The organism is Enterobacter sp. RIT637, from assembly GCF_019718755.1.
GTDB lineage: Bacteria > Pseudomonadota > Gammaproteobacteria > Enterobacterales > Enterobacteriaceae > Enterobacter.
In genome coordinates, this window is record NZ_JAIHAZ010000008.1 from 1 (window position 1) to 12,399 (window position 12,399).

The 12,399-nt window shown below is 56.7% G+C and carries 12 protein-coding genes and 1 riboswitch; of the genes, 3 read left to right on the forward strand and 9 right to left on the reverse strand.

Features of this window, described 5'->3' with window-relative positions; all coding sequences use genetic code 11:
• Nucleotides 1-158: 158 nt before the first annotated feature.
• The 4 genes from thiQ to sgrR all read right to left on the reverse strand — a co-directional run bounded on the left by thiQ (nucleotide 159) and on the right by sgrR (nucleotide 5,237).
• Complete coding sequence (gene thiQ / locus K5E19_RS13485; RefSeq protein ID WP_221551667.1) at nucleotides 159-860, reverse strand: thiamine ABC transporter ATP-binding protein ThiQ; 702 nt, start codon at nucleotides 858-860, stop codon at nucleotides 159-161.
• The gene (gene thiP / locus K5E19_RS13490) at nucleotides 844-2,454 is read right to left on the reverse strand and encodes a thiamine/thiamine pyrophosphate ABC transporter permease ThiP (protein WP_221551668.1); all 1,611 of its coding nucleotides are present in this window, start codon (nucleotides 2,452-2,454) and stop codon (nucleotides 844-846) included. Before thiP ends, thiQ begins: the two co-directional genes overlap by 17 nt.
• Nucleotides 2,430-3,413 carry a thiamine ABC transporter substrate binding subunit gene (thiB, locus tag K5E19_RS13495; RefSeq protein WP_221551669.1) on the reverse strand — a complete coding sequence of 328 codons (984 nt, stop codon included), beginning with the start codon at nucleotides 3,411-3,413 and terminating at the stop codon, nucleotides 2,430-2,432. Before thiB ends, thiP begins: the two co-directional genes overlap by 25 nt.
• A 31-nt stretch (nucleotides 3,414-3,444) precedes the next feature.
• Nucleotides 3,445-3,545: riboswitch (TPP riboswitch) on the reverse strand.
• Between the two features lie 36 nt (nucleotides 3,546-3,581).
• Nucleotides 3,582-5,237 carry an HTH-type transcriptional regulator SgrR gene (sgrR, locus tag K5E19_RS13500; RefSeq protein WP_221551670.1) on the reverse strand — a complete coding sequence of 552 codons (1,656 nt, stop codon included), beginning with the start codon at nucleotides 5,235-5,237 and terminating at the stop codon, nucleotides 3,582-3,584.
• A gap of 88 nt (nucleotides 5,238-5,325) precedes the next feature.
• Here sgrR and sgrT point away from each other — a divergent pair, with 88 nt between their 5' ends.
• From sgrT to K5E19_RS13515, 3 genes are all read left to right on the forward strand, one after another.
• Nucleotides 5,326-5,478 carry a glucose uptake inhibitor SgrT gene (gene sgrT, locus K5E19_RS13505; protein ID WP_221551785.1) on the forward strand — a complete coding sequence of 51 codons (153 nt, stop codon included), beginning with the start codon at nucleotides 5,326-5,328 and terminating at the stop codon, nucleotides 5,476-5,478.
• Nucleotides 5,479-5,598: 120 nt separating this feature from the next.
• A complete protein-coding gene (locus tag K5E19_RS13510) occupies nucleotides 5,599-6,777 on the forward strand; it encodes a sugar efflux transporter (RefSeq protein WP_221551671.1) in 1,179 nt (392 codons plus the stop codon).
• A 217-nt stretch (nucleotides 6,778-6,994) separates the two neighbouring features.
• Nucleotides 6,995-7,147, forward strand: coding sequence for a Hok/Gef family protein (locus tag K5E19_RS13515; protein WP_010427008.1), 153 nt, complete (start codon nucleotides 6,995-6,997; stop codon nucleotides 7,145-7,147).
• A 92-nt stretch (nucleotides 7,148-7,239) separates the two neighbouring features.
• Here the strand turns inward: K5E19_RS13515 and leuD are convergent, their stop codons facing one another.
• From leuD to leuL, 5 genes are all read right to left on the reverse strand, one after another.
• Nucleotides 7,240-7,845 (reverse strand): 3-isopropylmalate dehydratase small subunit, encoded by a 606-nt coding sequence (gene leuD, locus K5E19_RS13520; RefSeq protein WP_221551672.1) that lies wholly within the window; start codon nucleotides 7,843-7,845, stop codon nucleotides 7,240-7,242.
• 10 nt (nucleotides 7,846-7,855) lie between these two features.
• Nucleotides 7,856-9,256, reverse strand: a complete 1,401-nt coding sequence (gene leuC / locus K5E19_RS13525; protein WP_121425012.1) for a 3-isopropylmalate dehydratase large subunit — start codon at nucleotides 9,254-9,256, stop codon at nucleotides 7,856-7,858.
• A gap of 2 nt (nucleotides 9,257-9,258) precedes the next feature.
• On the reverse strand, nucleotides 9,259-10,350 hold the full coding sequence (gene leuB, locus K5E19_RS13530; RefSeq protein ID WP_024907450.1) for a 3-isopropylmalate dehydrogenase: 1,092 nt from the start codon (nucleotides 10,348-10,350) through the stop codon (nucleotides 9,259-9,261).
• Complete coding sequence (leuA, locus tag K5E19_RS13535; RefSeq protein WP_221551673.1) at nucleotides 10,350-11,921, reverse strand: 2-isopropylmalate synthase; 1,572 nt, start codon at nucleotides 11,919-11,921, stop codon at nucleotides 10,350-10,352. The genes leuB and leuA overlap by 1 nt, the downstream gene beginning before the upstream one ends.
• 91 nt (nucleotides 11,922-12,012) lie before the next feature.
• The gene (leuL, locus tag K5E19_RS24385; protein ID WP_071786497.1) at nucleotides 12,013-12,099 is read right to left on the reverse strand and encodes a leu operon leader peptide; all 87 of its coding nucleotides are present in this window, start codon (nucleotides 12,097-12,099) and stop codon (nucleotides 12,013-12,015) included.
• Nucleotides 12,100-12,399 lie beyond the last annotated feature (300 nt).

A 12,399-nucleotide genomic window follows, 5' to 3' on the forward strand; every position in this document is an offset into this window, starting at 1 on the left:
AACTCGGTACGTAATGACATGGTATCTCTCGCATCCCAGGGCATAAGCGACTCCATAAACGGGTTCTTATGCCTTAGTTGTAAGTGTCTACCATGTCCCCGAACAAGTGTTCACTATGTCCCCGGACTGTACAGTGGGAGAGGGCCGGGGTGAGGGCATCAGTCCGCATGAATGCCCAACAGTGAAGACGCCCCCGCTTTACCGCTCAGCAGTTCTTCTGTTTTTCCATCCCACAAAATACGCCCTTCGGCAATCACCACCGATCTCGGCGCAATCCGCGCGGCATCCTCAATACTGTGCGATACCATCAGCATCGTCAGCTGCTGGCGCTGGCAGACGTCCTGCACCAGGGCCAGCATCTCCTGACGCAGCGCGGGATCGAGCGCAGAGAAGGGTTCATCCAGCAGCAGTACCGGCTGCTCGCGCACCAGACAACGTGCTAGCGCCACGCGCTGACGCTGGCCGCCGGAAAGCTCGCCCGGCAGCCTGTCGATGAATTCGGCGATCCCCATTTGCGCGGCAATACTCTCCAGCTTCTGGCGCTGGGCGTCGTTCAGCTTGAGTCCCGGATGCATCCCCAGCGCAATGTTTTGTCGCACCGTCAGATGGTTAAAGAGGTTGTTTTCCTGAAACAGCATCGAGACCGGACGCTTTGCCGGTGGAGTACGGGTATGGTCCCGGCTTTCAATCACTATCGAGCCGCTCGCCGGCTGCAGAAAACCGGCAATCAAATTAAGCAGCGTGCTTTTCCCCGCACCGCTTGGACCAAGCACGGCGATCATCTCCCCCTGACGCACGGAGAGTGTGAAGCGCATCGGCAGATGCTGATAAAGCCAGGTTACATCAGTCAGTTCTAACATCACGCCCCGGAAGTTTTTCGATAACGGTAAATAAGGCAAAACACAGCAGCAGCAGTAACAGCGCGGTGACCGCGCCGTCCTGACTGCGATAAGAGCCGATTTGCTGATAGAGCCAGTATGGCAGCGTGCGGAAATCGTCATTGCCAAAGAGAGCCACCACACCAAAATCCCCAATCGACAGCACGCAGGCAAACGCCAGCGCCTGCGCCAGCGGACGTTTCAGGGCGCGGAGTTCAACCACCTTCAGCCGCTGCCAGCCCTGCATGCCCAGCGACTGACACAGCAACCCGTAGCGGCTGTTCACGTCGCGCATCGGGTTTTCCAGCACTTTCAGCGCGTAGGGAATGGCCATCAGGGCGTTGGTGAAAATCACGATGCCGTCGGCCCTTTCCGGCAGGCCGATGGTGCTGTTGAACAGTAAAAAGAAGCCCGTCGCCAGCACGATGCCCGGCATCGCCAGAATCAGCATGCCCGTCAGCTCCAGCGCCTGTCCGGCCTTTTGTGCATGCCGGGCATAGAGTTCACGGCTGCTCCACAGCAGCATCATGGTGAGCATAACGCACAGCAGTCCGGCAGCCAGCGCTATGCGTACCGAGGTCCAGGTCGCCTGCCAGAGGACGGGCTGTTGCAGGACGGACATGAGATTAAGGTTCAGTCCGTCAACGATAACGGCCATCAGCGGCGGCAGCAGCAGCAGGAGCGCCAGCGCAATCAGGATAAAATCGGTGACGCGGCTGTGCAGACTGTCCTGCGGATCGCGCCAGCCGGTGATTTGGTTACTGCCAGCGGGAATGGCTTTACTCAGCCGCTGGCTCAACAGCACCAGTACAAGGCAGCACGCCATCTGCACCATCGCCAGCAGCGCGGCGCGACCGGGATCGTAGTCGTAACTCAGCGCCTGGTAGATCGCCAGTTCGATGGTGGTGGCCTGCGGCCCGCCGCCGAGCGACAGCACGGTGGCAAAGCTGGCAAAGCAGAGCATAAAGATTAACGCCGCCACGGGCGGGATCTGGCGGCGAAGCCACGGCCATTCGACAAAGCGGAAGAACGACAGGCCGCGCATGCCTAGCTGAGCGGCAATCTGGCGCTGTTCGCCGGGTATGTTTTCCAGCGCCTGCAAAAAGAGGCGCGTCGCCATCGGCATATTGAAAAAGACGTGCGCGAGCAGAATGCCCTTCAGCCCGTAGGGGGAGAAGGTCCACTCCAGTCCTGAAAATGCAAAGAGAGAGGCCAGCCAGCCCTGTCGACCGTAAACGCTCAGAATACCAAATACCGCCACCAGCACGGGAAGGATCAGCGTCATGGCGCACAGGCGCAGCAGTGCCAGCCTGCCGGGGAAACGCCGCCGATACAGGGCGCGCGCCAGAAAAATGGCTGGGATCACCGACAGCAGGGCAGAAAGAAACGCCTGCCAGAAGGAGAACCGGATAACGTGCCAGAGATAGCTGTCGTGCCAGAGTGCGAGCAGATCGCTCTCCGGCGCGTTAAACCACAGTGCAAGGAATGCCCCCAGGCTGACCGCCACCATCAGCAGGGCGGCGAGCAGACCGGGGATTAACCAGCCGGGAATCAACGGCTGACGGCGCGTTGCCATTCACTTACCCATGCGGCACGCTGCGCGGCGACCTGCTGCGGCGTAAACTCCAGCGAGGCTGTTGGTTTGGTCAACTGCTCGAAACCTGCGGGCAGGGCAACGTTAGTGACCGGATACATCCAGTTGCCTGCGGGAATTGCATTCTGGAACCCGGGTGAAACCATGAACTTCAGGAACTTCTCGGCCAGCTCCGGCTGTTTGCTGGCGGCGGTACGCGCGGCCACTTCCACTTGCAGGTAGTGACCTTCAGCGAAATTCGCAGCAGCGTAGTTGTCTTTCTTCTCGGCGATAATGTGGTAGGCCGGAGAGGTGGTGTAGCTCAGCACCAGATCGCTTTCGCCTTTCAGGAACAGGCCATAGGCTTCGCTCCAGCCCTTGGTGACGGTGACGGTTTTGGCGGCAAGCTTCTGCCACGCTTCAGGCGCTTTATCCCCGTAGACCTTTTGCATCCACAGCAGCAGGCCCAGGCCTGGCGTGCTGGTACGCGGATCTTCATAAATCACGCGCCATTTCTGGTCGCTTTCCACCAGCTCTTTCAGGCTCTTCGGCGGGTTTTTCAGCTTATTTTTGTCGTAAACAAAAGCAAAGTAGCCATAGTCAAACGGCACAAAGGTGTCGTTTTTCCAGCCGCCCGGCACGTTAACGGCATCTGCCGTGACGCCGCTTTTGGCAAACAGTTTGGTTTGCGAGGCGGCTTCCAGCAGGTTGTTATCCAGCCCGAGCACCACGTCAGCTTTGCTGTTTTTCCCTTCCATACGCAGGCGGTTAAGCAGCGACACGCCGTCCTCCAGCGCCACGAACTTCAGTTCGCAGTTACAGTCCGCTTCAAAGGCTTTTTTGACTACCGGGCCAGGGCCCCAGTCGGCAGAGAAGGAGTCATAGGTGTAGACCGTCAGGACGGGCTTCGCAAAAGCGGGCAGCGCAAACAGCGCCAGCAGGGGGAGAACTTTTTTTAACACTTTGCACCTCAAAGTTGAGTGGCAAAGGATTTTGAGAGACAGCCTCAAATCCCTTCGCCGGCGTTATCCGGATCAGGTTCGACGGGTATTATCTCAGCGCACATCAGTGATGCAGCACCCCGTTGAGAACGGCGCTATTGTAATGATTTGGTGAATATTACGAAAGCGTTATGGCTCCGGCGGCGCAAACCAGGCGGATTTAAAGTCGAACCAGCCCAGGGTGTTCATCCGCAGGCCGCGCATGCTGCGCTGTCCCTGGATCATCAGCCAGTGGTGGATCAGCGGCACGATCGCCTGTTCGGCAAGTAACGCCTGGCACCACGCGGCTAAATTCATCTCCCCCGCTCGCCACAAGGCGGCGTCCTGCTGCCAGTCACGGTCGATGCAGTGCTGGATCAGCGGGACTTCATACAGGTGCGAGAAGAGCGAGAAATCGAGCGGCAGGGTGAAGTTGGCGCTGTTGAGCCAGATATCACTGGTGATATCCCCCTGGTGCCATTCGTCATAGTCAACTTCCTTGACCTCCAGCGTTACCCCTTCGGCCGCCAGTAGTCGGGTCATGATTCTGGCGATAAAACGATGCTCTACGTGCTCGCGGTAGTAGGTCAGGGTGATGGACTCCAGCCCTGCGGGCTTTTCGTTACGCGCTGGACGAGCGTGGTGCCAGCGCGGAAGCAGGCCATAGGCCGGGAACCACCAGGCCTGATACTGCACGTCGGCATGATAGATCAGGTTCGCAGGGGCCAGAATGTGGCTGATCCACTCTCGCACCTGAGGATTCGCGCCGCGATGGGTGCGGCGATCAAACAGCAGATAATAACAGCCCTCTTCAAGGCGGCTTTCGACAGCCTTTTCCCCTGTCGTCGGGCCTTCCAGCGTCAGCCCGGCGCTGAGCTCTTCGTTGAGATCCGGCAGCACCCAGACGTTCACTTCGTCGATCAGCGCCCGATAGCCAAAATAGTCATCAAAGGCACGGATCTTCAGCTGATTGCTGTTGTTGCGGGAGACGGCATAAGGGCCGGTGCCAATTGGCTGGCTGGCGAAATTATTCAGAGACTCCCACTCGCCGGGCAAAATCATCGAGGGCACATAGCCCAGCAGCCAGGGGAGCCACTTATCCTGCTGCGACAGTTCAATGTCCAGCGTCCACGCCGTGGGGGAGTGGACGCGCAAAATATGTGAGTAGAGAGGGAGCTTGCGGGCGCGTTCCAGAGAAGAGATAACATCGCTCATTTCCAGCTCGCGACCGTGATGAAAATGGATGCCTGGGCGCAAAAAGAAGCGCCAGTGGAGTGACGAGAGTTGCTGCCAGTGGTGCGCGATATCGGCTTCCAGTTCCCCGTTTTCCTCATTTATTCGCGTCAGCCCGCTGAAGATTTGCCGGGCCATATGGGTTTCAGAGCGCCGTAACGCCGTGCCGGGCAACAGATTTTTCATCGGGCGGTAGTAAAGCACCCGCAGAATATGGCGGCCCTGACGAAAACTGCGTCCGAGATGCGAGACCAGCATCTGGCGCACGGCGGCCTTGTCGCCCACCAGCTGTACCAGTTGCTCAATACGGTCCTGCTCCAACAGATCTTCCGCGCGCTGCTGCTGCAGCGCCAGGCCGGTGTAGAGGAACGTCAGGCGAGAGCGCTTGCCGCGTCCCGCCTCCGCTTCCCAGCTTAACCAACCCTGCTGCTGCATGGTGTTGAGCAGCGTGCGCATATGTCGGCGCGAACAGTTGAGCAGGTCAGCCAGCTCGTTCAGCGTGGTCTCCTGCGATTGCCCCTCGCAGCACTGCCAGAGGCGGATAAATTGTTGTTGCAGACGACCGGAAGGCATAAAAGGGGAACTCCTGACAAAAAACCAGCAATTTATTAATCCCTATATTAGGACAATAATGCTTCCCGATGAAGTGAGGAGGTAAATGATGAAGTGGTCTACCGCACGTCAATTTTATCAGCAGTACTTTTCAGCGACAAAAGGATCGTCCTGGCTGGCCCGCCAGTGTGCAGAGCAACGGCTGAAAATGTTAGAAGAATTGATGCAGTGGGACGTTACGAAACCGACCTCTTCTCGCTAACTCGCCTCGATCATGTGTGACTGAGTATTGGTGCTAATCACCCGCCAGCAAAATGTTTTTGCTGGCTTTTTTCGTTTACTATTTCACCCAATTTCGATTCGCTTTCACAAGGACTTGCGCATGCTGTGGTTGATGACGATGGGGCGACGCCTGAACGGCGTGTATGCCGCTTTTATGCTGGTCGCCTTTATGATGGGCGTGGCGGGGGCGCTTCAGGCACCGACGCTGAGCCTGTTTCTCAGCCGCGAGGTGGGGGCGCAGCCGTTTTGGGTCGGCCTGTTTTACACCGTCAACGCCATTGCCGGGATCCTGGTGAGCCTGGGGCTGGCAAAACGATCCGACAGTCAGGGTGACAGGCGCAAGTTGATCCTCTTTTGCTGCGCGATGGCCGTGGGCAACGCGCTGCTATTTGCCTTTAACCGTCATTATTTGACCCTCATTACCTGCGGTGTGCTGCTGGCCTCTCTCGCGAATACCGCCATGCCACAGCTGTTCGCGCTGGCCCGTGAATACGCGGATAACTCGGCGCGGGAAGTGGTGATGTTCAGCTCCGTGATGCGCGCGCAGCTCTCGCTGGCGTGGGTCATCGGCCCACCGCTGGCCTTCATGCTGGCGCTGAATTACGGCTTCACCACCATGTTCTCCATAGCCGCCGGAATTTTTGTCATCAGTCTGGTATTGATCGCCTTTGCGCTGCCGTCCGTGGCGCGCGTCGAACAGACAACGGATAAACCTGTCACCCAGGTGAGCGGCTGGCAGGATAAAAACGTCCGCATGCTGTTTATTGCCTCCACGCTGATGTGGACCTGCAATACCATGTACATCATCGATATGCCGCTGTGGATCAGCAGCGATCTGGGTCTGCCGGACAAGCTCGCAGGGATCTTAATGGGGACAGCCGCCGGGCTGGAAATTCCGGCAATGATTCTGGCGGGATACTACGTTAAGCGCTTCGGAAAACGCAGGATGATGATCGTCGCCGTGGCGGCCGGGGTGCTGTTCTACGCGGGGCTGATCCTCTTCCATTCGCGTGAAGCCCTGCTGGCGCTGCAGCTGTTTAACGCCGTGTTTATCGGTATTGTTGCCGGGATCGGCATGCTCTGGTTCCAGGATTTAATGCCGGGACGCGCTGGATCTGCGACCACGCTGTTCACCAACAGCATTTCAACGGGCGTTATTCTGGCGGGGGTGATTCAGGGCGCGCTGGCGCAAAGCTACGGGCATGCCTCGGTTTACTGGATGATTGCCGCGATTTCGGTGGTTACGCTTGGGCTGACCTGCCGGGTTAAGGATGTCTGATTCTGGAAGGCGGCTTCACGAAATGAAACGACTTTCTGACAGGTACCAGGAAGGAGAATAGAGTGCGTGGCGGGTGCTTGAGGCTGTTTGCCTCAGGCTTTCGCAAGAGGCAAACAGTGGAGAGTCCCACATCAAAAAAACTGATGGGGAGACCAACTTCACAACCAACATTGCGAGGTTAGTCTCTTCATTGCCGAAAAGCAATAAGGAGGCTGGAATGCCAAAACGTACTCTGCTGTTAGGTTTGTTTCTGATCTGTACGACGCTGTTGATCTTCACCTGGATGGTGCGTGACTCGCTGTGTGAGCTGCACTTCAGACAGGAGAAAACAGAGCTGGCGGCAGTGTTGGCTTACGAAGCAAAACGTTAGCGGTATTGGCGGGGGAAGGTTCCCCGCCTCTCCAGAGTGGTTGAGCCTCAACGCACCCTTATCAATGGCCCGCGCCCTGCGGGCTATTGCCTTTAGCCCATAAACGCAGGCTGTTTTTTCTCGTACGCTGAGATAGCGTCTTCGTGCTGGAGCGTCAGGCCAATGCTGTCCAGACCGTTCAGCATGCAGTGACGGCGAAACGCATCAATGCTAAAGCTGTAGGACTTATCCCCGGCTTTCACCACTTCCGCTTCCAGATCCACTTCAAACGATATCCCCGGATTTGCCTGCACCAGCGCAAACAGCTCATCGACCTGTTCATCGCTCAGCGTTACCGGCAGCAGCTGGTTGTTGAAGCTGTTGCCGTAGAAAATATCCGCGAAGCTCGGGGCAATAACCACCTTAAACCCATAGTCGGTCAGCGCCCAGGGCGCGTGTTCACGGGATGAGCCGCAGCCAAAGTTTTCTCGCGCAAGCAGAATGGATGCACCTTTGTATTCCGGGAAATTCAGGACGAACTCCGGGTTCGGCACGTCGCCTTTGTCATCCAGAAAACGCCAGTCGTTAAACAGATGTGCGCCAAAACCGGTACGCGTCACTTTCTGCAAAAACTGCTTAGGAATGATCGCATCAGTATCGACGTTAGCGGCGTCCAGCGGGACAACACGGCCCGTATGTTGGGTAAATTTCTCTGCCATGATTGTCTCCTTATTTCAGGCTGCGAATATCGGCGAAATGGCCGGTGACTGCCGCAGCGGCGGCCATTGCCGGGCTGACCAGATGGGTGCGCCCACCGCGGCCCTGACGGCCTTCAAAGTTACGGTTGCTGGTGGAGGCACAGCGCTCGCCCGGATTCAGGCGGTCGTTGTTCATCGCCAGACACATTGAGCAGCCTGGCAGACGCCATTCGAAGCCTGCTTCAATGAAGATCTTATCCAGACCTTCGGCTTCAGCCTGCGCCTTAACCGGACCGGAGCCAGGTACCACCAGCGCCTGCACGCCCGGTGCCACTTTGCGGCCTTTGGCAATCTCGGCGGCGGCACGCAAATCTTCGATACGGGAGTTGGTGCAGGAACCGATAAAGACTTTATCAATGGTTACGTCGGTCAACGGCACGCCGGGCTTCAGCCCCATATAGGCCAATGCTTTTTCCGCACTGGCGCGCTCGACCGGATCGGCGAAGGAGGCCGGATCGGGAATGGCGTCGTTGACGGAAATCACCTGACCCGGGTTGGTGCCCCAGGTCACCTGAGGCGCAATCTCTTCAGCCTGCAGTGTGACAACGGTATCAAAGGTTGCCCCATCGTCGGTTTTCAGGGTTTTCCAGTACGCAACCGCGTCGTCAAAATTCTGACCTTTCGGCGCATGCAGACGACCCTTCACATAGTTGAAGGTGGTGTCGTCAGGCGCGACCAGACCGGCTTTTGCGCCCATCTCAATGGCCATATTGCACAGGGTCATACGACCTTCCATGCTCAGCGCCTGGATGGCTTCACCGCAGAACTCAACAACGTGGCCGGTGCCGCCTGCGCTGCCGGTTTTGCCGATAATCGCCAGCACGATGTCTTTCGCGGTAATGCCCGGTGCGGCTTTACCCTTCACTTCAATCTTCATGGTTTTGGCGCGACCCTGTTTCAGGGTCTGCGTTGCCAGCACATGTTCCACTTCGGACGTGCCAATCCCGAACGCCAGCGCACCAAACGCGCCGTGGGTGGCGGTATGGGAGTCACCGCACACGATGGTCATGCCCGGCAGGGTAATGCCCTGTTCTGGCCCCATTACGTGGACGATGCCCTGATACGGATGGTTCAGGTCGTACAGCTCAACGCCAAACTCGTTGCAGTTCTTAATCAGCTCCTGCATCTGGATACGCGCCATCTCACCCGAGGCATTAATGTCTTTGGTTTGGGTGGAAACGTTGTGATCCATCGTCGCGAAGGTTTTACCCGGCTGACGTACCGGGCGCTTGTGCGCGCGCAGGCCGTCAAATGCCTGAGGTGAGGTCACTTCGTGCACCAGGTGGCGGTCAATGTACAGCAGCGGGGTTTCGTTTGGCGCCTCGTAAACAACGTGCGCATCAAACAACTTTTCATACAACGTCTTAGCCATGATTACACCCCTTCAGCGACATAGCGGGCAATAATGTCGCCCATTTCATCGGTACTGACTGCCGCCGTGCCGCGTGCTAAATCGCCGGTACGGACGCCTTCTTCTAACGCCCGGTTAATGGCGTTCTCAATTGCGGTTGCCGCATCGCCTGCATCCAGGCTGTAGCGCAGCAGTAGGGCCAGGGAGAGGATCTGCGCAATCGGGTTAGCTATGTTTTTGCCTGCGATATCCGGCGCGGAGCCGCCGGCAGGCTCGTACAGGCCAAAGCCTTCTTCATTCAGGCTTGCGGATGGCAGCATGCCCATGGAGCCGGTGATCATCGCACACTCGTCAGAGAGGATATCGCCGAACAGGTTGGAGCACAGCAGCACGTCAAACTGGGACGGATCCTTAATCAGCTGCATAGTCGCGTTGTCGATGTACATGTGCGACAGCGCGACGTCCGGGTACTGCTTAGCGACTTCACTGACGATCTCGCGCCACAAAATGGAAGACTGCAGCACGTTCGCTTTATCAATAGAGGTCACTTTATGGCGGCGTTTGCGCGCCGACTCGAACGCGATGTGGGCGATACGTTCGATTTCGAAACGGTGATATACCTCGGTGTCGAATGCTTTCTCGTGTTGGCCGCTGCCTTCGCGGCCTTTTGGCTGACCGAAATAGATCCCGCCGGTCAGTTCACGCACGCACAGAATGTCGAAACCGTTGGCGGCGATATCTGCGCGCAGCGGGCAGAACTCTTCCAGACCCTGATACAGCTTCGCCGGACGCAGGTTGCTGAACAGCTTGAAGTGTTTACGCAGCGGCAGCAGCGCGCCGCGCTCTGGCTGCTCTGCCGGCGGCAGGTGTTCCCATTTCGGGCCACCGACGGAGCCAAACAGCACGGCATCGGCATTTTCGCAGCCTTCCACGGTCGCCTTAGGCAGCGGGGTACCGTGGTTATCAATCGCAATACCACCCACGTCGTAGTGGCTGGTGGTGATTTTCATCGCAAAACGCGTGCGAACGGCTTCCAGTACTTTCAGCGCCTGTGCCATCACTTCCGGACCAATACCGTCGCCCGGCAACACAGCAATATGGTAATTCTTCGACATTACACGGTTTCCTTGTTGTTCTCTTTATTCTGAGCTTTGCGTTGCAACTCTTTTTCGACTTCGGCGGCGCGCCAGATGTTGTTCAGAACGTGCACCATCGCTTTCGCGGAGGATTCAACAATATCGGTCGCCAGGCCCACGCCGTGGAAGCGGCGGCCGTTGTAATTCACCACGATATCCACCTGTCCCAGGGCATCTTTACCATGCCCTTTCGCCGTCAGGTCATACTTCACCAGCTCAACGTCGTACTCGGTGACGCGGTTAATCGCCTGGTAAATCGCATCGACGGGGCCGTTACCGTTCGCGGCTTCCGCTTTAATTTCATCACCGCAGGCCAGTTTGACCGAGGCGGTGGCGATGTCGCTGGAGCCAGACTGTACGTTGAAGTAATCCAGACGGAAGTGCTCTGGCTCTTCCTGCTGCTTGTTAATGAAGGCCAGCGCTTCCAGGTCATAGTCGAACACCTGACCTTTTTTGTCGGCCAGCTTCAGGAACGCGTCGTACAGCTGATCCATGTTGTAATCACTGTCCTGATAACCCATCTCTTCCATACGGTGCTTAACCGCCGCGCGGCCAGAGCGAGAGGTCAGGTTCAGCTGCACCTGGTTCAGGCCGATGGATTCCGGAGTCATGATTTCGTAGTTTTCACGGTTCTTCAGCACGCCGTCCTGGTGAATACCGGAGGAGTGCGCGAAGGCACCGGTGCCGACAATCGCTTTGTTGGCCGGAATCGGCATGTTGCAAATCTGGCTGACGGTCTGGCTGGTGCGCCAGATTTCGTTGTGATTGATGCGGGTGTGCACGTCCATGATGTCTTTGCGTACTTTGATCGCCATGATCACTTCTTCCAGCGAACAGTTACCCGCGCGTTCGCCGATACCGTTCATTGCGCCTTCTACCTGACGCGCACCGGCGTGGACGGCCGCGATGGCGTTGCCCACGGCCAGACCCAAATCATCGTGGGTGTGGACGGAGATAATCGCTTTATCAATATTGGGTACGCGGTCATACAGACCGGTGATGATGTTGGAGAACTCAAACGGCATGGTGTAGCCGACGGTGTCCGGGATGTTGATGGTTTTCGCGCCCGCGTTGATCGCGGCTTCGACGACGCGCGCCAAATCTTCGATTGGCGTACGACCCGCATCTTCACAGGAGAACTCAACGTCATCGGTATAGTTGCGTGCGCGCTTAACCATGTAAACCGCGCGCTCAATCACCTCATCCAGCGTGCTGCGCAGCTTGGTCGCGATGTGCATAGGCGAGGTCGCAATGAAGGTGTGAATACGGAACGCTTCGGCGACTTTCAATGACTCGGCGGCAACGTCGATGTCTTTCTCCACGCAGCGCGCCAGACCACATACGCGGCTATTTTTAATGGTGCGCGCAATGGTTTGCACTGATTCAAAATCACCCGGTGAAGAGACGGGGAAACCCACTTCCATCACGTCGACGCCCATACGTTCGAGAGCCAGCGCAATCTGCAGTTTCTCTTTCACACTCAGGCTCGCCTGTAATGCCTGTTCACCGTCACGTAAAGTAGTATCGAAAATAATGACTTGCTGGCTCATGGGTTAGGTCCTTGTCAGTCTTAGGGCGCCTTGCTACGAGCATAAAAAAACCCGCGCAGTGGCGCGGGTTTCTAGTCTTACTGGTGACGATTCAACGCTGAATTTCGCCCGCCAGTCTACCGCGCACAGTGGATGCGTTTAGTAGTAGTAGACCGGTGAAACGAATGGTGCGTGTCATGAATCGTGCTCCGTTAAATTCAATATGCTTTTAGTGGTACTGGATACGGCTGTTCATGTCAACCCTTGGTGACAAATTTACACCTGCTGGCATGATTGCACTGATTATTGGATTTAGCTAATTGTGCTGGCTTTCTCGTTTGTGACCTCTTTAATTGTCTATTTTTGGACTTAAAATTTGTCACCGGAATGATTTGAATATATTTAGTATCAATTAAACATACTTTGTTTGTCGTTGCACCTGGGGTTGAAATGCGTGTTTTTTCATTAATTTATGTGCGCAGTGAATGAATTGGAAACG

Bases quoted from the DNA above. Each gene is read 5' to 3' on its own strand.
- thiQ (WP_221551667.1), bottom strand. From the start codon at position 860: ATGTTAGAACTGACTGATGTAACCTGGCTTTATCAGCATCTGCCGATG.
- thiP (WP_221551668.1), bottom strand. From the start codon at position 2,454: ATGGCAACGCGCCGTCAGCCGTTGATTCCCGGCTGGTTAATCCCCGGT.
- sgrR (WP_221551670.1), bottom strand. From the start codon at position 5,237: ATGCCTTCCGGTCGTCTGCAACAACAATTTATCCGCCTCTGGCAGTGC.
- sgrT (WP_221551785.1), top strand. From the start codon at position 5,326: ATGAAGTGGTCTACCGCACGTCAATTTTATCAGCAGTACTTTTCAGCG.
- K5E19_RS13510 (WP_221551671.1), top strand. From the start codon at position 5,599: ATGCTGTGGTTGATGACGATGGGGCGACGCCTGAACGGCGTGTATGCC.
- K5E19_RS13515 (WP_010427008.1), top strand. From the start codon at position 6,995: ATGCCAAAACGTACTCTGCTGTTAGGTTTGTTTCTGATCTGTACGACG.
- leuD (WP_221551672.1), bottom strand. From the start codon at position 7,845: ATGGCAGAGAAATTTACCCAACATACGGGCCGTGTTGTCCCGCTGGAC.
- leuC (WP_121425012.1), bottom strand. From the start codon at position 9,256: ATGGCTAAGACGTTGTATGAAAAGTTGTTTGATGCGCACGTTGTTTAC.
- leuB (WP_024907450.1), bottom strand. From the start codon at position 10,350: ATGTCGAAGAATTACCATATTGCTGTGTTGCCGGGCGACGGTATTGGT.
- leuA (WP_221551673.1), bottom strand. From the start codon at position 11,921: ATGAGCCAGCAAGTCATTATTTTCGATACTACTTTACGTGACGGTGAA.
- leuL (WP_071786497.1), bottom strand. From the start codon at position 12,099: ATGACACGCACCATTCGTTTCACCGGTCTACTACTACTAAACGCATCC.